This window comes from Leptothrix mechoopdaensis (SeqCode) (genome assembly GCF_053893855.1).
Map to the genome: position 1 here is coordinate 4,442,694 of NZ_CM132699.1, position 20,163 is coordinate 4,462,856.

Here is a 20,163-nt window from a genome sequence, read left to right on the forward strand (position 1 = left end):
CCGATGGCGTGTCCCAGGAGCCGACACGTGATCACCGAACTTGAATTCCAGAGCCTGGCCCGCGAGGGCTACAACCGCATCCCGCTGGTCAGCGAGGCCTTCGCCGACCTCGAGACGCCCCTGTCGCTTTACCTGAAGCTGGCCGGTGGCCGGCCGCTGAGCTTCCTGCTCGAATCGGTCGTCGGCGGCGAGCGCTTCGGCCGCTACTCCTTCATCGGCCTGCCGGCGCGCACGCTGCTGCGCACCCGCGAGGGCGTCACCGAGGTCGTCACCGACGGCGTCGTGGTCGAACGCCACGAGGGCAACCCGCTCGACTTCATCGAGTCCTACCAGCAGCGCTTCAAGGTCGCGCTGCGCCCGGGCATGCCGCGTTTCTGCGGCGGCCTGGCCGGCTACTTCGGCTACGACACGGTGCGCTACATCGAGAAGAAGCTGGCCGACACGCGCCTGCCCGGCGGCATCGGCACGCCCGAGATCCAGCTGCTGCAGACCGAGGAGCTGGCCGTCATCGACAACCTCTCGGGCCGCCTCTACCTGATCGTCTACGCCGACCCGCGCCAGTCCGAGGCCTACTTCAAGGCCAAGCGCCGGCTGTCCGAGCTGGCCGACCAGCTGCGCTACAGCGTGGCGGCGCCGCAGGTCCGGCGCGGCGCGGCGCATCCGGTCGAACACGAGACCCGCCAGGCCGACTTCGAGGCCGCCGTGCGCAAGGCCAAGGAATACATCGCCGCCGGCGACTGCATGCAGATCGTGCTGGGGCACCGCGTCCACAAGCGCTACACCGAGAGCCCGCTGTCGCTCTACCGGGCGCTGCGTTCGCTCAACCCCAGCCCCTACATGTACTACTACGACATGGGCGACTTCCAGATCGTCGGTTCGTCGCCCGAGATCCTGGTGCGCCAGGAGGCCCGCGAGGTCGACGGCCGAACGCAGAAGATCGTCACCATCCGCCCGATCGCCGGCACCCGACCGCGCGGTGCGACGCCCGAGCTGGACGCGCGCCACGAGACCGAGCTGCTGGCCGACGCCAAGGAACGCGCCGAGCACCTGATGCTGATCGACCTGGCGCGCAACGACATCGGCCGCATCGCCAAGACCGGCACCGTCAAGGTCACCGAGGCCTTCGGCATCGAGCGTTATTCGCACGTCATGCACATCGTCAGCAACGTCGAGGGCGTGCTCAAGGACGGCATGAGCAGCCTGGACGTGCTGCGCGCCAGCTTCCCCGCCGGCACGCTCAGCGGCGCGCCCAAGATCCACGCGATGGAGATCATCGACGAGCTGGAGGTCAGCGAGCGCGGCATCTACGGCGGCGCCTGCGGCTACCTCAGCTATGCCGGCGACATGGACGTGGCCATCGCGATCCGCACCGGCGTCATCAAGGACCAGACGCTCTACGTGCAGGCCGGCGCCGGCGTGGTCGCCGACTCGGTTCCCGAGCTGGAATGGAAGGAGACCGAGGCCAAGATGCGCGCGGTCATCCGCGCGGCCGAGCTGGTCGAAGAAGGCTTCTGAGCGCGAAGGGGAACGACATGCTGCTGATGATCGACAACTACGACTCCTTCACCTTCAACCTCGTGCAGTACTTCGCCGAGCTGGGCGAGGACGTGCGGGTGCACCGCAACGACGAGATCACGCTGGCCGAGATCGAGGCCCTGCAGCCCGACCGCCTGGTGCTGTCGCCGGGCCCGTGTTCGCCGGCCGAGGCGGGCATCTGCATCGACAGCATCCGGCACTTCGCCGGCAAGCTGCCGATCCTGGGCGTCTGCCTGGGCCACCAGAGCATCGGCGCCGCGCTGGGCGGCAACATCGTGCGCGCGCAGGTCCAGATGCACGGCAAGACCGAGACGATCACGACCGACCGCCAAGGCGTGTTCGCCGGCCTGCCCGAGCGTTTCAACGTCGTGCGCTACCACTCGCTGGCGATCGAGCGGGCGACGCTGCCGGCCGAGCTGGTCGTCACCGCCACCAGCGCCGACGGCGAGATCATGGGCGTGCGCCACCGCACCCTGCCGATCGAGGGCGTGCAGTTCCACCCCGAGTCCATCCTGAGCGAACACGGCCACGCGATGCTGCGCAACTTCCTGGAACAAGGCCGGGTGAGCGCATGACCGGCACCACCACGATCGACCTGCGCAGCGACACCGTCACGCGCCCGACCGCCGCGATGCGCGCGGCGATGGCGCGTGCGGACGTCGGCGACGACGTCTTCGGCGACGACCCGAGCGTCAACGCGCTGCAGGCCCGCATGGCCGCGCTGGCCGGCTTCGAGGCGGCGCTGTTCATGCCCTCGGGCACGCAGAGCAACTTCTGCGCGCTGCTGGCGCATTGCCAGCGCGGCGACGAGTACCTGGTCGGCCAGCTCGCCCACACCTACCGCTACGAAGGCGGCGGCGCGGCGGTGCTGGGCAGCATCCAGCCGCAGCCGCTGACCCAGGACGCGCAGGGCCGGATGTCGCTGGCCGACATCGCCGCAGCCATCAAGCCCGACGACGCGCACTTCGCCCGCAGCCGCCTGCTGTGCCTGGAGAACACCTGGAACGGCCACGTCATGCCGGCCGACTACCTCGCCGAGGCGACCGCGCTGGCGCGTTCGCGCGGCCTGGCCTGCCACCTCGACGGCGCGCGGGTGTTCAACGCGGCGGCCGCCAATGCCGGGCCGGGCGGCGACATCACCGCCGCGCTGCGCGACATCACGCGGCACTTCGACAGCGTCTCGATCTGCTGTTCGAAGGGGCTGGGCGCACCGATCGGCTCGGTGCTGTGCGGCACGCGCGAGCTGATCGCGCGGGCCCACCGCATCCGCAAGATGGCCGGCGGCGGCCTGCGCCAGGCTGGCCTGCTGGCCGCCGCGATCGACCATGCGCTGGACCACCACGTCGAACGCCTGCACGACGACCACCGGCTGGCGCGCCGGCTGGCCGACGGGCTGGCCGGCATCGACGGTCTGGGCGTGCGCAGCGCCGCCACCAACATCGTCTTCGTCGACGTGGCCGACGGCCGCGGCCCGGCGCTGCTGGCCTGGCTGGCCGAGCGCCGCATCCTGGCCACCGGCCTGATCGGGCTGCGCTTCGTCACCCACCTGGACGTCGACGCCGCCGGCATCGACGCCACCGTGGCGGCCGTGCGCGCCTTCTTCGCGGCAGGTGCCGAGGCCGGATCCGATCCGGCCGCCGCGCGCACCGCCTCTCCTTACTGACCCCCACGAACCGAGCCCGCCATGCCCATCACCGACCATGAGGCGCTGACCCGCGTCATCGAGCACCGCGAGATCTTCCACGACGAGATGCTGGCCCTGGTGCGCCGCATCATGAGCGGCGAGATGAGCGCGCCGATGATGGCCGCGATCCTGATCGGCCTGCGCGTCAAGAAGGAGACGATCGGCGAGATCACCGCCGCCGCGCAGGTCATGCGCGAGTTCTCCGTCAAGGTCCCGGTGAGCGACCGCGCGCACCTGGTCGACATCGTCGGCACCGGCGGCGACGGCTCGCACACCTTCAACATCTCGACCTGCAGCATGTTCGTGGCGGCCGCCTGCGGTGCCCGCGTCAGCAAGCACGGCAACCGCAGCGTCTCCAGCAAGTCGGGCAGCGCGGACGTGCTGGAGGCGCTCGGCGTCAGCCTGTCGCTGCCGCCGGCGGCGATCGCCCGCTGCATCGAGGACGTCGGCATCGGCTTCATGTTCGCGCCCAACCACCACCCGGCGATGAAGAACGTCGCCCCGGTGCGACGCGAACTGGGCGTGCGCACCATCTTCAACATCCTCGGCCCGCTGACCAATCCGGCCGATGCGCCCCACATCCTGATGGGCGTGTTCCACCCCGACCTGGTCGGCATCCAGGCCCGCGCGCTGCAGCGCCTGGGCGCCGAACACGCGGTGGTCGTCTACGGCCGCGACGGCATGGACGAGGTCTCGCTGGGCGCGTCCACGCTGGTCGGCGAGCTGATCGACGGCGGCATCCGCGAGTACGAGATCCACCCCGAGGACTACGGCCTGCGCATGGCCAGCAGCCGGGCGCTGAAGGTCGAGACGCCGGCCGAATCGATGGCGCTGCTCAAGGCGGTGCTGGACAACCAGCCCGGCGCGGCGCGTGACATCGTCGTGCTCAACGCGGGCGTGGCGCTGTACGCGGCCAACGTCGTGCGCAGCATCGCCGACGGCATCGAGGCGGCCGACGCGGCCATCAGCGAAGGCCGGGCGGGCGCGAAGCTCGACGCGTTCGTGCGGCTGACCCAGTCGCTGAACCAGCCGACCCAGCCGGCCGCCTGAGGAGCGCGACATGAGTGACATCCTGCAGAAGATCGTCGCCACCAAGCACGAGGAGATCGCCGCCGGCCGTCGCCTGCGCAGCGAGGCGTCCTGGCGCGACGAGGCCGAGGCGCGCGGCGCCGACACGCGCGGCTTCGTCGCCGCGATGCGCGCCAAGGTCGCGGCCGGCCAGGCGGCGGTGATCGCCGAGATCAAGAAGGCCAGCCCCAGCAAGGGCGTGATCCGGGCCGACTTCCGCCCGGCCGAGATCGCCGCCAGCTACGCCCGCCACGGCGCGGCCTGCCTGAGCGTGCTGACCGACGTGTCCTACTTCCAGGGCTCGTCCGACTACCTGCGCGAGGCCCGTGCGGCCTGCGCGCTGCCGGTCCTGCGCAAGGACTTCATGGTCGACGCCTACCAGGTCCATGAGGCCCGGGCGATGGGCGCGGACTGCATCCTGCTGATCGCCGCCTGTCTGGACGACGCGCAGATGGCCGACCTCGAGGCGGTCGCGATGGCGCACGGCATGGACGTGCTGGTCGAGGTCCACGACGGCGCCGAGCTGCAGCGCGCGCTGCGCCTGAAGACGCCGCTCGTGGGCATCAACAACCGCAACCTGCGCACCTTCGAGGTCACGCTCGACACCACGCTGGGCCTGCTGGCCGATGTGCCGGCGGATCGCCTGCTGGTGACCGAGTCCGGCATCCTCGGGCCCGCCGACGTGCAGCGCATGCGCGCGGCGGACGTCCACGCCTTCCTCGTCGGCGAGGCCTTCATGCGCGCCGACGACCCGGGCGTGGCGCTGGCGGCGCTGTTCGCCTGAACGGGCGGGACGCGGATCAGATGCTCGACAACCGGCTGGAGGCGCCGTTGCGCGACACGTTTGCGGGCGTCTCGCCCGGCTGGCGCGGCGTGACCGATGCCTGGCTGGCCACGCCCGCTGGTGCGGCCTTGTGCGCGGCGGTCGATGCGCGGGTGGCGGCCGGTGCGGTCGTCTACCCGGCCCGGCCGCTGCGGGCGCTGGAGACCGGCGGGCCGGGCGAGGTCCAGGTCGTCATCCTCGGGCAGGACCCGTACCACGGCCCGGGCGAGGCCGAAGGGCTGGCCTTCTCGGTCGCACCGGGCGTGCGCATCCCGCCCAGCCTGCGCAACATCCACGCCGAACTGCAGCGCGAACTCGGCCATGCACCGCCGGGGCATGGCAGTCTCGCGAGCTGGATCGGGCAGGGCGTGCTGCTGCTCAACACCTGTCTCACGGTCGAGGCGGACCGCCCCGCCAGTCACGCGAAGCTGGGCTGGCAGGGGCTGACGGATGCGCTGATCGCCGCGCTGGCGGCGGATGTCGCCCCGAAGGTCTTCCTGCTGTGGGGCGCCCATGCGCAGGGCAAGCAGGCGCTGGTTGAGGAACGGGGTGGCGGGCGGCACGCGGTGCTGACGTCCAACCACCCGTCGCCGCTGTCGGCCCGCCGTCCGCCCGTGCCCTTCGTCGGCAGCGCCCCGTTCGGCCGCGCCGATGCGTGGCTGCGGGCGCAGGGTCGCCAGGGCGTCGATTGGCGGCTGCGTTGAGCGCGGCGGACCGACATCGTCCTGTCGCAGGACGGCGTCATCATCACGATCTGTCGGCGGGGTATTGCGCGAACTGAATCGCGTGATAAACTCGCGGGCTCGCTCCGGAGGGGTGCCCGAGTGGCTAAAGGGGGCAGACTGTAAATCTGTTGGCTTACGCCTACGCTGGTTCGAATCCAGCCTCCTCCACCAGAGCGGACCTCATTCGACGGGTTGTCCGGTTGACCTTGGCCAGTGCGCGGGGTTGATCGGAGGGCCTGCAGGAAGAGGTTGCGGACCGGATCGTTTGGGTCGGGCGGGAGTAGTTCAATGGTAGAACCTCAGCCTTCCAAGCTGATGGCACGGGTTCGATTCCCGTCTCCCGCTCCAGCACCTTCGGGTGGTCTGCGGTGGGTTGAAGAGTGGTGATGCCGTCGGCATCGGTTTGTGCGTCCTGCGTGCAAACCTGTGTCGATGCCCATGTGGCTCAGTGGTAGAGCACTCCCTTGGTAAGGGAGAGGTCGCGCGTTCGATCCGCGCCATGGGCACCACTTTCTTTCCTTCTCTTCTTTCTTGCTCGATCGCGTGATCGGCGCAATCAGGAGTCTGAGCATGTCCAAAGAAAAGTTTGAACGGACCAAGCCGCACGTCAACGTTGGCACCATCGGCCACGTCGACCACGGCAAGACCACGCTGACGGCGGCGATCACGACCGTTCTGTCGAAGAAGTTCGGCGGCACGGCCAAGGCCTACGACCAGATCGATGCGGCGCCCGAAGAGAAGGCTCGCGGCATCACGATCAACACCGCGCACGTCGAGTACGAGACGGCCAACCGTCACTACGCGCACGTGGACTGCCCGGGACACGCCGACTACGTCAAGAACATGATCACGGGCGCCGCGCAGATGGACGGCGCGATCCTGGTGTGCTCGGCCGCTGACGGCCCGATGCCCCAGACCCGCGAGCACATCCTGCTGAGCCGCCAGGTGGGCGTGCCCTACATCATCGTCTTCCTGAACAAGGCCGACATGGTGGACGACGCCGAGCTGCTGGAGCTGGTGGAAATGGAAGTCCGCGAGCTGCTGAGCAAGTACGACTTCCCCGGCGACGACACCCCGATCGTCAAGGGCTCGGCCAAGCTGGCGCTGGAAGGCGACACGGGCGAGCTGGGCGAGCAGGCCATCATGAAGCTGGCGGATGCGCTGGACAGCTACATCCCGACGCCCGAGCGCGCCGTGGACGGCGCCTTCCTGATGCCGGTTGAAGACGTGTTCTCGATCTCGGGCCGCGGCACCGTGGTGACCGGCCGTATCGAGCGCGGCATCATCAAGGTCGGCGAGGAAATCGAGATCGTCGGTATCCGCGACACCCAGAAGACCACCTGCACCGGCGTGGAAATGTTCCGCAAGCTGCTGGACCAGGGCCAGGCTGGCGACAACGTGGGCATCCTGCTGCGCGGCACCAAGCGCGAAGACGTGCAGCGCGGCCAGGTGCTGTGCAAGCCGGCTTCGATCAAGCCGCACACGCACTTCACCGGCGAGGTGTACGTGCTGTCGAAGGAAGAAGGCGGCCGCCACACGCCGTTCTTCAACAACTACCGTCCGCAGTTCTATTTCCGCACGACCGACGTGACCGGCTCGATCGAGCTGCCGAAGGACAAGGAAATGGTCATGCCGGGCGACAACGTGTCGATCACCGTCAAGCTGATCGCCCCGATCGCGATGGAAGAAGGCCTGCGCTTCGCCATCCGTGAAGGCGGCCGCACCGTCGGCGCCGGCGTCGTTGCCAAGATCATCGAGTAATCAGAGTCGGCCGCAGGGGTATAGCTCAATTGGCAGAGCGTCGGTCTCCAAAACCGAAGGTTGGGGGTTCGATTCCCTCTGCCCCTGCCACACCCGCCGATTGATCTGGCGGGTTGCCACCCGACTCGAACGAGGCCCGCGGGACGTCTACGCCCCGGCGGGCTTTGCTGCTGATGGCCGCGATCCCGGTGATCGTGTTGCCTGACCGTTGGAATCACATGTCCAGTCAAGAAGTCGAAACCGTCTCCACCGGCGCTGACAAGGCCAAGCTGGCCGTCGCGGCGGTGCTGGTCGTCGGCGCGATCGTGGCGTTCTACGCGCTGAGCAAGCAGGGCTCGCTGGCCCAGTGGGCTGCGTTGCTGGTGCTGTTGGCCGGCGCGGTGGCCACGTTCTTCACGGCCGAGCAGGGCAAGGCGCTGATCGCCTATGGCCGCGAGTCCGTGCGCGAGCTGCGCAAGGTGGTCTGGCCTGCGCGCAAGGAGGCCGGTCAGATGACGGCCTACGTGTTCGCGTTCGTCGTCGTGATGGCGTTGTTCCTGTGGTTGACGGACAAGACGCTGGAGTGGCTGTTCTACGACCTGATCCTCGGCTGGAAGCACTGATCGGCGCCCTTGCCGATCCAGACGCCCACCGCCACCACCAAAGACCAGGGACTCCGCGATGACCGACTCCACTTCCAGCGCTCCGACCGCTCCTGCCGCCAGCCCGATGCGCTGGTTCGTCGTGCATGCCTATTCGGGCATGGAGAAGGCTGTCGAGCGCAACCTGCGCGAGCGCATCGAGCGTTCGGGCATGCAGTCGAAGTTCGGCCGCATCCTCGTGCCGACCGAAGAGGTCGTCGAGATGAAGAACGGCAAGAAGGCCGTCACCGAGCGCCGCTTCTTCCCGGGCTATGTCCTGGTCGAGATGCTGATGGACGACGAGTCGTGGCACCTGGTCAAGAACACCAGCAAGGTCACCGGTTTCGTCGGTGGTGCCAAGAATCGTCCGACGCCGATCTCGGAGGACGAGGTCATGAAGATCGTCAACCAGATGCAGGAAGGCATCGAGAAGCCCCGGCCGAAGGTCGAGTGGGAGGTTGGCGAGGTCGTCCGGGTCAAGGAAGGTCCGTTCACCGACTTCAATGCCTCGATCGAAGAGGTCAACTACGACAAGAACAAGCTGCGCGTCTCGGTGACCATCTTCGGTCGCGCGACGCCGGTCGAGCTCGACTTCCACCAGGTCGAGAAGGTCTGAGCAGGACCTGAGTTTTCTCGGCTCCAGGCGTGAAGGACCCGTCGCCTGGGGTTGATCCACACAACGGGTCCATGACGAGGAGCTGGCGCTGCCTCGGTCCGGTCGCCGCGTTCCACGCGGAGGGCAGGTCTGAAGGGCGCGGGCGTTCGAACTCGAGGAGCCATCATGGCAAAGAAAATCGTCGGCTACATCAAGCTGCAAGTGCCGGCCGGCAAGGCCAACCCGTCGCCCCCGATCGGCCCGGCGCTGGGCCAGCGCGGTCTGAACATCATGGAGTTCTGCAAGTCGTTCAACGCGCAGACCCAGGGCATGGAACCCGGCCTCAAGCTGCCGGTGATCATCACCGCCTACGCCGACAAGTCGTTCACCTTCATCCTCAAGAGCCCGCCGGCAACGGTGCTGCTCAAGAAGGCCGCCAAGATCGAGAAGGGCTCGTCGCGCCCCCACGTCGAGAAGGTCGCCAAGCTGACCCGCGCTCAGCTGGAAGAGATCGCCAAGATCAAGGTGAAGGACCTGACGGCCGCCAACATGGACGCCGCCGTCAAGACCATCGCGGGCTCGGCCCGTTCGATGGGCATCAACGTGGAAGGGGTCTGACATGGCCAAGTTGACGAAGCGCCAGAAGGCGCAGCAGGGCAAGATCGAGACGACCAAGCTCTACGCCATCGACGACGCGATCACGCTGGTCAAGGAATTCGCCGCCGCCAAGTTCGACGAGTCGATCGACGTGGCCGTGCAGCTCGGCGTGGACGCCAAGAAGTCGGACCAGGTGGTGCGTGGCGCCGTCGTGATGCCCAACGGCACCGGCAAGACCAAGCGCGTGGCCGTGTTCGCCCAGGGCGCCAAGGCTGAAGAAGCCAAGGCCGCCGGTGCCGACATCGTCGGCATGGACGACCTGGCTGCCGAGGTCAAGAACGGCGTCATCAACTTCGACGTCGTGATCGCCTCGCCGGACGCGATGCGCGTGGTCGGCCAGCTCGGCCAGATCCTGGGCCCGCGCGGCCTGATGCCGAACCCGAAGGTCGGCACCGTGACCCCGGACGTCGCCACCGCCGTCAAGAACGCCAAGGCTGGCCAAGTCCAGTACCGCGTCGACAAGGCCGGCATCATCCACGGCACGATCGGCCGTCGCTCGTTCGACAGCGACAAGCTCAAGGGCAACCTGCAGGCTCTGCTGGACGCCCTGAACAAGTCCAAGCCGGCGACCAGCAAGGGTGTCTACCTGCGCAAGGTCGCGGTGTCGTCGACGATGGGTGTGGGCGTCCGCGTGGACGTCGGCAGCATCACGTCGGGCATGGCCGCACAGAACTGATCCTCTGATCGGATCACGGGGCGGCGCGAGTCTGGTGCGGTCCCGAAACAGATTGGTGGGCTGTCGGCCCGGCGTCTCGCGACGTGGTTCGACAGGCCATCCAAGACCGCTGGTGCAGGGCGACGGCCCCGCTTAATCGAACGCCGATCGGGGGCATGCCTCCGGGGTGCGGCAACCAGCGCAGATGGCGGTCCCGCCGCAAGGGTTTTCGTGTGAGGGTCTCGACCCTCTCGGGTGCCTGAACGGCAAGGTCGCTGAAACCGGTGCGGACCGGCCGGGGATGAAAGTCCCCGACGGCCCGCGTTTTGAAGGAGTGGACCTTGAGTCTCAATCGCAACGAGAAAGCTGCCGTTGTCGAGGAAGTGCAGGCCCAGGCGGCCAAGGCACAGACCTTGACGGTGGCCGAGTACCGTGGCCTCACCGTCGCTCATCTGGATGCCCTGCGCAAGACCGCGCGCGAGAAGGGTGTGTATCTTCACGTGCTGAAGAACACGCTGGCTCGCCGTGCTGTTGCCGGCACCCAGTTTGAAGTGGCCGAGGCCCAATTCGTCGGTCCGCTGATCTACGGCTTCTCCGAAGACGCCGTGGCGGCGGCCAAAGTCATCTCCGACTTTGCCAAGACGAACGACAAGCTGGTGATCAAGGGTGGTGCATTCGGCGGCAAGGTGCTGGACGTCAATGGCGTCAAGGCCCTGGCCAACGTGCCCAGCAAGGAAGTGCTGCTGTCCCAGCTGCTCGGCCTGCTGCAGACCCCCGTCTCCGGCCTGGCACGCGTGCTCGCCGAAGTGGCCAAGAAGCAGGGTGGCGGCGCCGAAGAGCCCGCTGCCGAAGCTGCGACGGCCTGACCCCCTCACACACGAATCAACTGCATTTAGGAGCCCAACATGGCTTTCGACAAAGACGCTTTCCTGGCTGCCCTGGACACCATGACCGTCCTGGAACTCAACGACCTGGTCAAGGCCGTTGAAGAGAAGTTCGGCGTGTCCGCCGCTGCCGTCGCCGTCGCCGGCGGTGGCGCTGCGGGTGGCGCTGCCGCCCCGGCCGCCGAAGAGAAGACCGAATTCAACGTCGTGCTGCTCGAAGCCGGCGCCAACAAGGTCTCGGTCATCAAGGCCGTGCGCGAACTGACGGGCCTGGGCCTGAAGGAAGCCAAGGACCTGGTCGACGGCGCTCCGAAGCCCGTCAAGGAAGGCATCGCCAAGGCCGACGCCGAAGCCGCCAAGAAGAAGCTCGAAGAAGCTGGCGCCAAGGCCGAACTCAAGTAATCCGGCGTGCGCGACTCGTCGCTGCGCTGAATGGCTTGAAAGGCTGGTCCTCCGGGGCCAGCCTTTTCGTGCTTGTCGGCACGAATTCCGGGGCTTTGCCCCGGAGAGCACCTGAAAACATCGCCGAGGCTATCCTCGACGGTCTTTTCAAGTGTTCTCTGAACCGACTGCGGAGAACCGGTTTGGTCGAGGTGGCGTGCAATGCGCCGTCTGTCCGCCAGCGGCTGGTAGTGGCCAGCCACCAAGCAACGGGCCGTCCCCCCAATCCACCCGGGGACGTGCGCCCGCCCAGGCCAGTCGCCGAACGATGCACCGTCCTGGCCCGATGGTGGTGTTCGACACGGAGTGATAGATGGCGCAAGCTACCCCTTACAGCTACACCGAGCGCAAGCGTATCCGCAAGAGCTTCGGCAAGCGCGCGAGCGTGCTGAACGTTCCCTATCTGCTGACCATGCAGAAGGACAGCTACGTCGCTTTCCTGCAGAAGGACGTGCCCCCGAAGCAGCGCAAGCCTGAAGGCCTGCAGGCTGCGTTCCTCTCGGCGTTCCCGATCGTCTCGCACAACGGGTTTGTCGAGATGAAGTTCATCGAGTTCAACATCGCGAAGCCGCCGTTCGACGTGCGGGAGTGCCAGCAGCGTGGCCTCACCTTCGCGGCGGCGGTGCGGGCCCGCCTGCAGATGATCGTCTACGACCGCGAGGCTTCCACGAGCCAGTCCAAGGTCGTCAAGGAGATCAAGGAGCAGGAGGTCTACATGGGCGAAGTGCCGCTCATGACCGACTACGGCTCGTTCATCGTCAACGGCACCGAGCGTGTCATCGTCTCGCAGCTGCACCGCTCGCCGGGCGTGTTCTTCGAGCACGACAAGGGCAAGACCCACAGCTCGGGCAAGCTGCTGTTCAGCGCCCGGATCATCCCGTACCGCGGCTCCTGGCTGGACTTCGAGTTCGACCCGAAGGACATCCTCTACTTCCGCGTCGACCGCCGTCGCAAGATGCCGGTCACGATCCTGCTGAAGGCCATCGGCCTGAACCCCGAGCAGATCCTGGCGAACTTCTTCAAGTTCGACAATTTCCGCCTGATGGACAGCGGTGCCCAGATGGAGTTCGTCGCCGAACGCCTGAAGGGTGAAGTCGCCCGCTTCGACATCACCGACAAGAACGGCAACGTCGTCGTCGAGAAGGACAAGCGGATCACGGCCAAGCACATCCGCCAGCTCGATGCCTCCGAGACCCAGCACGTCAGCGTGCCGGAAGACTTCCTGATCGGCCGCGTGGTGGCCCGCAACATCGTCGATGCGGACACCGGCGAGATCGTGGCCAAGGCCAACGAGGAAGTCACCGAGACGCTGCTGAAGAAGCTGCGTTCGGCTGGCATCAAGGACCTGCCGACGCTGTTCACGAACGAGCTGAACCAGGGCGCCTTCATCAGCCAGACCCTGGCCAGCGACGAGACGGCCGACCAGCTGGCCGCGCGCGTGGCGATCTACCGCATGATGCGCCCCGGCGAGCCGCCGACCGAGGACGCGGTCGAGGCCCTGTTCAACCGCCTGTTCTACAGCGCCGACACGTACGACCTGTCGCGCGTGGGCCGCATGAAGTTCAACGCCCGCGTGGGCCGCGAAGGCTCCGAAGGCGCGATGACGCTGTCCAACGCGGACATCCTCGACGTCGTCAAGATCCTCGTCGACCTGCGCAACGGCAACGGCGAGGTCGATGACATCGACCACCTCGGCAACCGTCGCGTGCGTTGCGTGGGCGAACTGGCCGAGAACCAGTACCGCTCGGGTCTTGCCCGCATCGAGAAGGCCGTCAAGGAGCGTCTGGGCCAGGCCGAGACCGAAGCCCTGATGCCGCACGACCTGATCAACTCCAAGCCGATCAGCGCGGCGCTCAAGGAGTTCTTCGGTGCGTCGCAGCTGTCGCAGTTCATGGACCAGACCAACCCGCTGTCCGAGATCACGCACAAGCGTCGTGTCTCGGCCCTGGGCCCGGGCGGTCTGACCCGCGAGCGCGCCGGCTTCGAGGTCCGCGACGTGCACCCGACCCACTACGGTCGTGTCTGCCCGATCGAGACCCCGGAAGGTCCGAACATCGGCCTGATCAACTCGCTGGCGCTGTTCGCGCGCCTGAACGAGTACGGCTTCCTGGAGACCCCGTACCGCCGCGTGGTGGACGGCCAGGCGACCTCGCAGATCGACTACCTGTCGGCCATCGAGGAAGGCAAGTACGTGATCGCGCAGGCCAACGCCAAGCTCGATGCGGACAACAAGCTGATCGACGAGCTGGTGTCGGCCCGCGAGATGGGCGAATCGGTGCTGACGCAGCCTGAGCGCATCCAGTACATGGACGTGGCGCCGACGCAGATCGTGTCGGTGGCGGCCTCGCTGGTGCCCTTCCTGGAGCACGACGACGCGAACCGCGCGCTGATGGGCGCCAACATGCAGCGCCAGGCCGTGCCGGTGCTGCGTCCCGAGAAGGCCTTCGTCGGCACCGGTGTCGAGCGCGTCGCCGCGGTCGACTCGGGCACCGTCGTGACGGCCCGCCGGGGTGGCGTGGTGGACTATGTCGACACCAACCGCATCGTGATCCGCGTCAATGACGCGGAGACCGTCGCGGGCGAGGTGGGCGTCGACATCTACAACCTCATCAAGTACCACCGCTCGAACCAGAACACGAACATCCACCAGCGTCCGATCGTCAGCCGCGGCCACCAGGTCGGTGCCGGCGACGTGATCGCCGACGGTGCGTCGACCGACCTGGGCGAGCTCGCGCTCGGCCAGAACATGCTGGTCGCGTTCATGCCCTGGAACGGCTACAACTTCGAGGACTCGATCCTCATCAGCGAACGTGTCGTCGCCGAAGACCGCTACACCTCGATCCACATCGAGGAACTGGTGGTCATGGCCCGCGACACCAAGCTGGGCCCCGAGGACATCACCCGCGACATCCCGAACCTCAGCGAGCAGCAGCTGGCTCGTCTGGACGAGTCGGGCATCGTCTACATCGGCGCCGAGGTCAACCCCGGCGACGTGCTGGTGGGCAAGGTCACGCCGAAGGGCGAGACCACGCTGACGCCGGAAGAGAAGCTGCTGCGCGCGATCTTCGGCGAGAAGGCGTCCGACGTGAAGGACACCTCGCTGCGCGTCGACCAGGGCACCAGCGGCACCGTCATCGACGTGCAGGTCTTCACCCGTGAAGGCATCACCCGTGACAAGCGCGCCCAGCAGATCATCGACGACGAGCTGAAGCGCTTCCGCCTGGACCTCAACGACCAGCTGCGCATCGTCGAGGCCGACGCCTTCGACCGGATCGAGAAGCTGCTCAACGGCAAGGTCGCCAACGGCGGTCCGCGCAAGATCGCCAAGGGCACGGTGATCGACAAGGCCTACCTGGCCGACGTCGAGAAGTACCACTGGTTCGACATCCGCCCGGCCGAGGACGAGGTCGCCAACCAGCTCGAGTCGATCAAGAACTCGCTCGAGCAGACCCGCCACAGCTTCGACCTCGCCTTCGAGGAGAAGCGCAAGAAGCTGACGCAGGGCGACGAGCTGCCCGCCGGCGTGCTGAAGATGGTCAAGGTCTACCTGGCCGTCAAGCGCCGCCTGCAACCCGGCGACAAGATGGCCGGCCGTCACGGCAACAAGGGCGTCGTCTCCAAGATCACCCCGATCGAGGACATGCCCTACATGGCCGACGGCACGCCTGCCGACATCGTGCTGAACCCGCTGGGCGTGCCCTCGCGGATGAACGTCGGACAGGTGCTGGAAGTCCACCTGGGCTGGGCCGGCAAGGGCATCGGCCAGCGCATCGGCGACATGCTGCAGGAACAGGCCCGCGTGGCCGAGATCCGCAAGTTCCTGGACGAGCTCTACAACCAGTCCGGTGGCAAGCCCGAGACGCTCGACGACCTGACCGACACGGAAGTGCTCGAGATGGCCTCGAACCTCGCCAAGGGCGTGCCGTTCGCGACGCCGGTCTTCGACGGTGCCAAGGAAGAAGAGATCCGCGGCATGCTGAAGCTGGCCTACCCGGACGACATCGCCGCGCGCAAGGGCCTGACGCCCACGCGCACCCAGGCCTGGCTGTGCGACGGCCGCACCGGCGAGCAGTTCGAGCGCCCGGTCACGGTCGGCTACATGCACGTGCTGAAGCTGCACCACCTGGTCGACGACAAGATGCACGCCCGTTCGACCGGCCCGTACTCGCTCGTCACCCAGCAGCCGCTGGGCGGCAAGGCGCAGTTCGGTGGTCAGCGCTTCGGTGAGATGGAAGTGTGGGCGCTCGAGGCCTACGGCGCAGCCTACGTGCTGCAGGAAATGCTCACCGTGAAGTCCGACGACGTGAACGGCCGCACGAAGGTGTACGAGAACATCGTCAAGGGCGAGCACTCGATCGACGCGGGCATGCCCGAGTCGTTCAACGTGCTGGTGAAGGAAATCCGTTCGCTCGGCATCGACATCGAGCTCGAGCGCAACTAAGCACAGGGAATAGGAGAGCCCCATGAAAGGTTTGCTGGACCTGTTCAAGCAGTTCACCCCGGACGAACACTTCGACGCGATCAAGATCGGGCTGGCTTCGCCCGAGAAGATCCGTTCGTGGTCGTTCGGTGAGGTGAAGAAGCCCGAGACCATCAACTACCGGACGTTCAAGCCCGAACGCGACGGCCTGTTCTGCGCCAAGATCTTCGGCCCGATCAAGGACTACGAGTGCCTGTGCGGCAAGTACAAGCGCCTGAAGCACCGTGGCGTGATCTGCGAGAAGTGCGGCGTCGAAGTGACCCAGACCAAGGTCCGCCGTGACCGCATGGGCCACATCGACCTGGCCGCGCCGTGTGCGCACATCTGGTTCCTGAAGTCGCTGCCGTCGCGTCTGGGCCTGGTGCTCGACATGACGCTGCGCGACATCGAGCGCGTGCTGTATTTCGAAGCCTACGTGGTGACCGACCCCGGCATGACCCCGCTGAAGAAGTTCAGCATCATGTCCGAGGACGACTACGACACGAAGCGCCGCGAATACGGTGACGAGTTCGTCGCGATGATGGGTGCCGAAGGCGTGCAGCAACTGCTCGCCGAGATGGACCTCGACGTCGAGATCGACAAGCTGCGCAACGACATGACCGGCAGCGAGCTGAAGGTCAAGAAGAACTCCAAGCGCCTCAAGGTGATGGAGGCCTTCAAGAAGTCGGGCATCAAGCCGAGCTGGATGGTCATGGACGTGCTGCCGGTGCTGCCGCCGGACCTGCGTCCGCTGGTGCCGCTGGACGGCGGTCGTTTCGCGACCTCCGACCTGAACGACCTCTACCGTCGCGTCATCAACCGGAACAACCGTCTGGCTCGACTGCTTGAGCTGAAGGCGCCGGAAATCATCGTGCGCAATGAGAAGCGCATGCTGCAGGAAGCCGTCGACTCGCTGCTCGACAACGGCCGCCGCGGCAAGGCCATGACCGGTGCGAACAAGCGCGCGCTGAAGTCGCTGGCCGACATGATCAAGGGCAAGAGCGGCCGCTTCCGCCAGAACCTGCTTGGCAAGCGCGTCGACTACTCGGGCCGTTCGGTCATCACCGTGGGCCCGACCCTCAAGCTGCACCAGTGCGGTCTGCCCAAGCTGATGGCGCTGGAGCTGTTCAAGCCCTTCATCTTCTCGCGCCTGGAAGCGATGGGCATCGCCAGCACGATCAAGCAGGCGAAGAAGGAAGTCGAGTCCGGCACGCCGGTGGTCTGGGACATCCTTGAGGAAGTCATCAAGGAACACCCGATCCTGCTGAACCGCGCCCCGACGCTGCACCGCCTGGGCATCCAGGCGTTCGAGCCGGTGCTGATCGAAGGCAAGGCGATCCAGCTGCACCCGCTGGTCTGCGCAGCCTTCAACGCCGACTTCGACGGTGACCAGATGGCCGTCCACGTGCCGCTGTCGATCGAGGCGCAGATGGAAGCGCGCGCCCTGATGCTGGCGTCGAACAACGTGCTGTTCCCGGCCTCGGGCGAGCCGTCGATCGTGCCGTCGCAGGACGTCGTGCTGGGTCTGTACTACGCGACCCGAGAGCGCACCAACGGCAAGGGCGAAGGCCTGATCTTCTCGGACACGGTCGAGGTCCAGCGCGCGCTGGACAACAGCGTGGTCGAGCTGACCACGCGCATCAGCGTGCGCCTGACCGAGTGGCTGCGCAACGAGGACGGCGAAGGCTTCACGCCCAAGACGACCCTGACGCACACCACCGTCGGCCGCGCCCTGCTCAGCGAGATCCTGCCCAAGGGCCTGCCCTTCAGCGTCATGAACAAGGCGCTGAAGAAGAAGGAGATCTCACGGCTGATCAACACCGCCTTCCGAAAGTGCGGCCTGAAGGAGACCGTCGTCTTCGCCGACAAGCTGCTGCAGAGCGGCTTCCGGCTGGCCACCCGCGCGGGCATCTCGATCGCCATCGACGACATGCTCGTGCCCAAGCAGAAGGTCGAGCTGATCGAGCGCGCCGAGAACGAGGTCAAGGAGATCGAGCAGCAGTACGTCTCGGGCCTGGTGACCGCCGGCGAGCGCTACAACAAGGTCGTGGACATCTGGGGCAAAACCGGCGACGAGGTCGGCAAGGTCATGATGTCGCAGCTCTCGAAGGAGAAGGTGCTCGACCGCAACGGCAAGACGGTGGACCAGGAGTCGTTCAACTCCATCTACATGATGGCCGACTCGGGCGCCCGCGGTTCTGCCGCCCAGATCCGCCAGCTGGCCGGCATGCGCGGCCTGATGGCCAAGCCTGACGGCTCGATCATCGAGACGCCGATCACCGCGAACTTCCGCGAGGGTCTGAACGTTCTGCAGTACTTCATCTCCACTCACGGCGCCCGCAAGGGTCTGGCGGACACGGCGCTGAAGACGGCGAACTCGGGCTACCTGACGCGTCGCCTGGTCGACGTGACCCAGGATCTGGTCGTCATCGAGGACGACTGCGGCACCGACCACGGCATCAACATGCGTGCGCTGGTCGAAGGCGGCGAGGTCATCGAGTCGCTGCGCGACCGCATCCTCGGCCGCGTGACCGCGATCGACGTCATCCATCCCGAGACGCAGGAAACCCTGATCGTCGCGGGCAAGATGCTCGACGAGGACGCGATGGACGTGCTCGAGGCGGCTGGCGTCGACGAGGTCAAGGTCCGCACCCCGCTGACCTGCGAGACCCGCTTCGGCCTGTGCGCCAAGTGCTACGGCCGTGACCTGGGTCGCGGCGGCGTGGTCAACACCGGCGAAGCCGTCGGCGTGATCGCGGCGCAGTCGATCGGCGAGCCGGGCACGCAGCTGACGATGCGGACCTTCCACATCGGCGGCGCGGCCTCGCGTGCGGCGGTGGCGTCGAGCGTCGACGCCAAGTCGGACGGCATCATCGGCTTCAACAGCACGATGCGTTACGTGACCAACGCCAAGGGCGAACTGGTGGTCATCTCGCGTTCCGGCGAGATCGTCATCACCGACCCGCACGGCCGCGAGCGCGAGCGCCACAAGGTGCCGTACGGCGCGACCCTGAACGTCAAGCCCGACCAGACCATCAAGGCTGGCACGGTGCTGGGCAACTGGGATCCGCTGACCCGCCCGATCATCACGGAGTTCGCCGGTCACCTGACCTTCGAGAACGTGGAAGAGGGTGTCACCGTCGCCAAGCAGGTCGACGAGGTGACGGGTCTGTCGACGCTGGTGGTCATCGACCCGAAGCGCCGCGGCGCCGCCAAGGTGGTCCGTCCGCAGGTCAAGCTGCTGGACCCGAGCGGCCAGGAGATCAAGATCCCCGGCACCGACCACTCGGTGACGATCGGCTTCCCGATCGGCTCGCTGATCCAGGTCCGCGACGGCCAGGACGTGATGCCCGGCGAGGTGCTGGCGCGTATCCCGGTCGAAGGCCAGAAGACGCGCGACATCACCGGCGGTCTGCCGCGTGTGGCCGAGCTGTTCGAGGCCCGTTCGCCCAAGGACAAGGGCATCCTGGCCGAGATGACCGGCACGGTGTCGTTCGGCAAGGAGACCAAGGGCAAGGTTCGCCTGCAGATCACCGACCCGGACGGCAAGGTCTACGAGGAACTCGTGCCCAAGGAGAAGAACATCCTGGTGCACGAAGGCCAGGTGGTGAACAAGGGCGAATCGATCGTCGACGGCCCGGCCGATCCGCAGGACATCCTGCGCCTGCTGGGTGTCGAGGAACTGGCGCGCTACATCGTCGACGAGGTCCAGGACGTCTACCGTCTGCAGGGCGTGAAGATCAACGACAAGCACATCGAGGTGATCGTTCGCCAGATGCTGCGTCGCGTGCAGATCACGAACTCGGGCGACTCGACCTACATCGTCGGCGAGCAGGTCGAACGTTCGGAGCTGTTCGACACCAACGACCGCCTGCGTGGCGAAGGCAAGCTGCCGGCGACCTACGCCGACGTGCTGCTGGGCATCACCAAGGCGTCGCTGTCGACCGACTCGTTCATCTCGGCCGCTTCCTTCCAGGAAACGACCCGGGTGCTGACCGAGGCCGCGATCATGGGCAAGCGCGACGAGCTGCGCGGCCTGAAGGAAAACGTGATCGTCGGTCGCCTGATCCCCGCCGGCACCGGCCTGGCCTACCACCAGGCCCGCAAGGCGAAGGACGAGATGGACGACCAGGAACGCCGCCTGATCGCCATGCAGGAAGCGCAGGACGCGCTGGCTGCGGTCGACGCCGCGACCCTGGGCGACGCCGCCGAATAAGCGATGCCACCCCTGCCGCCGATCCCCCGATCGGCGGCT

At 66.9% G+C, this 20,163-nt stretch carries 15 protein-coding genes and 4 tRNA genes; all 19 read left to right on the forward strand.

The window, feature by feature from the left end:
• Positions 1 to 27: 27 nt before the first annotated feature.
• The 19 genes from trpE (at position 28) to rpoC (ending at position 20,124) form a co-directional block, all read left to right on the forward strand.
• The gene (trpE, locus tag ACWA7K_RS19410; RefSeq protein ID WP_456163393.1) at positions 28 to 1,515 is read left to right on the forward strand and encodes an anthranilate synthase component I; all 1,488 of its coding nucleotides are present in this window, start codon (positions 28 to 30) and stop codon (positions 1,513 to 1,515) included.
• Positions 1,516 to 1,532: 17 nt separating this feature from the next.
• Entirely contained in the window at positions 1,533 to 2,111 is a 579-nt protein-coding gene (locus ACWA7K_RS19415) for an anthranilate synthase component II (protein WP_456163395.1), read from the forward strand.
• A complete protein-coding gene (gene ltaE / locus ACWA7K_RS19420) occupies positions 2,108 to 3,199 on the forward strand; it encodes a low-specificity L-threonine aldolase (protein WP_456163397.1) in 1,092 nt (363 codons plus the stop codon). The genes ACWA7K_RS19415 and ltaE overlap by 4 nt, the downstream gene beginning before the upstream one ends.
• 21 nt (positions 3,200 to 3,220) lie before the next feature.
• A complete protein-coding gene (gene trpD / locus ACWA7K_RS19425) occupies positions 3,221 to 4,270 on the forward strand; it encodes an anthranilate phosphoribosyltransferase (RefSeq protein ID WP_456163399.1) in 1,050 nt (349 codons plus the stop codon).
• Positions 4,271 to 4,280: 10 nt separating this feature from the next.
• Positions 4,281 to 5,072 carry an indole-3-glycerol phosphate synthase TrpC gene (gene trpC / locus ACWA7K_RS19430; protein WP_456163401.1) on the forward strand — a complete coding sequence of 264 codons (792 nt, stop codon included), beginning with the start codon at positions 4,281 to 4,283 and terminating at the stop codon, positions 5,070 to 5,072.
• A gap of 20 nt (positions 5,073 to 5,092) precedes the next feature.
• Positions 5,093 to 5,815: a uracil-DNA glycosylase gene (locus tag ACWA7K_RS19435; RefSeq protein WP_456163403.1), complete on the forward strand. Its 723-nt coding sequence runs from the start codon at positions 5,093 to 5,095 to the stop codon at positions 5,813 to 5,815.
• 106 nt (positions 5,816 to 5,921) lie between these two features.
• Positions 5,922 to 6,007, forward strand: a tRNA-Tyr gene (locus ACWA7K_RS19440).
• Positions 6,008 to 6,110: 103 nt separating this feature from the next.
• Positions 6,111 to 6,184 (forward strand) — tRNA-Gly (locus ACWA7K_RS19445).
• Positions 6,185 to 6,270: 86 nt separating this feature from the next.
• Positions 6,271 to 6,345: transfer RNA gene (locus ACWA7K_RS19450), tRNA-Thr, on the forward strand.
• Between the two features lie 61 nt (positions 6,346 to 6,406).
• The gene (tuf, locus tag ACWA7K_RS19455; RefSeq protein ID WP_456163405.1) at positions 6,407 to 7,597 is read left to right on the forward strand and encodes an elongation factor Tu; all 1,191 of its coding nucleotides are present in this window, start codon (positions 6,407 to 6,409) and stop codon (positions 7,595 to 7,597) included.
• Positions 7,598 to 7,611: 14 nt separating this feature from the next.
• A tRNA-Trp gene (locus ACWA7K_RS19460) sits at positions 7,612 to 7,687 on the forward strand.
• A 128-nt stretch (positions 7,688 to 7,815) separates the two neighbouring features.
• A complete protein-coding gene (gene secE, locus ACWA7K_RS19465; RefSeq protein WP_456163407.1) occupies positions 7,816 to 8,199 on the forward strand; it encodes a preprotein translocase subunit SecE in 384 nt (127 codons plus the stop codon).
• 58 nt (positions 8,200 to 8,257) lie between these two features.
• Positions 8,258 to 8,833, forward strand: coding sequence for a transcription termination/antitermination protein NusG (nusG, locus tag ACWA7K_RS19470; protein WP_456163409.1), 576 nt, complete (start codon positions 8,258 to 8,260; stop codon positions 8,831 to 8,833).
• 165 nt (positions 8,834 to 8,998) lie between these two features.
• Complete coding sequence (rplK, locus tag ACWA7K_RS19475) at positions 8,999 to 9,430, forward strand: 50S ribosomal protein L11 (RefSeq protein ID WP_456163411.1); 432 nt, start codon at positions 8,999 to 9,001, stop codon at positions 9,428 to 9,430.
• Position 9,431: 1 nt separating this feature from the next.
• Positions 9,432 to 10,145, forward strand: coding sequence for a 50S ribosomal protein L1 (rplA, locus tag ACWA7K_RS19480; protein ID WP_456163413.1), 714 nt, complete (start codon positions 9,432 to 9,434; stop codon positions 10,143 to 10,145).
• Between the two features lie 320 nt (positions 10,146 to 10,465).
• The gene (rplJ, locus tag ACWA7K_RS19485; protein WP_305751394.1) at positions 10,466 to 10,990 is read left to right on the forward strand and encodes a 50S ribosomal protein L10; all 525 of its coding nucleotides are present in this window, start codon (positions 10,466 to 10,468) and stop codon (positions 10,988 to 10,990) included.
• A gap of 39 nt (positions 10,991 to 11,029) precedes the next feature.
• Positions 11,030 to 11,410 (forward strand): 50S ribosomal protein L7/L12, encoded by a 381-nt coding sequence (gene rplL, locus ACWA7K_RS19490; RefSeq protein ID WP_305751393.1) that lies wholly within the window; start codon positions 11,030 to 11,032, stop codon positions 11,408 to 11,410.
• 352 nt (positions 11,411 to 11,762) lie between these two features.
• A complete protein-coding gene (rpoB, locus tag ACWA7K_RS19495; RefSeq protein WP_456210227.1) occupies positions 11,763 to 15,890 on the forward strand; it encodes a DNA-directed RNA polymerase subunit beta in 4,128 nt (1,375 codons plus the stop codon).
• A gap of 22 nt (positions 15,891 to 15,912) precedes the next feature.
• Complete coding sequence (gene rpoC / locus ACWA7K_RS19500; RefSeq protein WP_456163417.1) at positions 15,913 to 20,124, forward strand: DNA-directed RNA polymerase subunit beta'; 4,212 nt, start codon at positions 15,913 to 15,915, stop codon at positions 20,122 to 20,124.
• The last annotated feature ends 39 nt before the right edge of the window (positions 20,125 to 20,163 follow it).

Excerpts from the sequence above, each read along its gene's own strand:
- ACWA7K_RS19415 (WP_456163395.1), top strand. The coding sequence starts at position 1,533 with ATGCTGCTGATGATCGACAACTACGACTCCTTCACCTTCAACCTCGTG.
- secE (WP_456163407.1), top strand. The coding sequence starts at position 7,816 with ATGTCCAGTCAAGAAGTCGAAACCGTCTCCACCGGCGCTGACAAGGCC.
- trpD (WP_456163399.1), top strand. The coding sequence starts at position 3,221 with ATGCCCATCACCGACCATGAGGCGCTGACCCGCGTCATCGAGCACCGC.
- trpC (WP_456163401.1), top strand. The coding sequence starts at position 4,281 with ATGAGTGACATCCTGCAGAAGATCGTCGCCACCAAGCACGAGGAGATC.
- ltaE (WP_456163397.1), top strand. The coding sequence starts at position 2,108 with ATGACCGGCACCACCACGATCGACCTGCGCAGCGACACCGTCACGCGC.
- nusG (WP_456163409.1), top strand. The coding sequence starts at position 8,258 with ATGACCGACTCCACTTCCAGCGCTCCGACCGCTCCTGCCGCCAGCCCG.
- rplK (WP_456163411.1), top strand. The coding sequence starts at position 8,999 with ATGGCAAAGAAAATCGTCGGCTACATCAAGCTGCAAGTGCCGGCCGGC.
- tuf (WP_456163405.1), top strand. The coding sequence starts at position 6,407 with ATGTCCAAAGAAAAGTTTGAACGGACCAAGCCGCACGTCAACGTTGGC.
- rpoC (WP_456163417.1), top strand. The coding sequence starts at position 15,913 with ATGAAAGGTTTGCTGGACCTGTTCAAGCAGTTCACCCCGGACGAACAC.
- rpoB (WP_456210227.1), top strand. The coding sequence starts at position 11,763 with ATGGCGCAAGCTACCCCTTACAGCTACACCGAGCGCAAGCGTATCCGC.
- rplL (WP_305751393.1), top strand. The coding sequence starts at position 11,030 with ATGGCTTTCGACAAAGACGCTTTCCTGGCTGCCCTGGACACCATGACC.
- rplA (WP_456163413.1), top strand. The coding sequence starts at position 9,432 with ATGGCCAAGTTGACGAAGCGCCAGAAGGCGCAGCAGGGCAAGATCGAG.
- ACWA7K_RS19435 (WP_456163403.1), top strand. The coding sequence starts at position 5,093 with ATGCTCGACAACCGGCTGGAGGCGCCGTTGCGCGACACGTTTGCGGGC.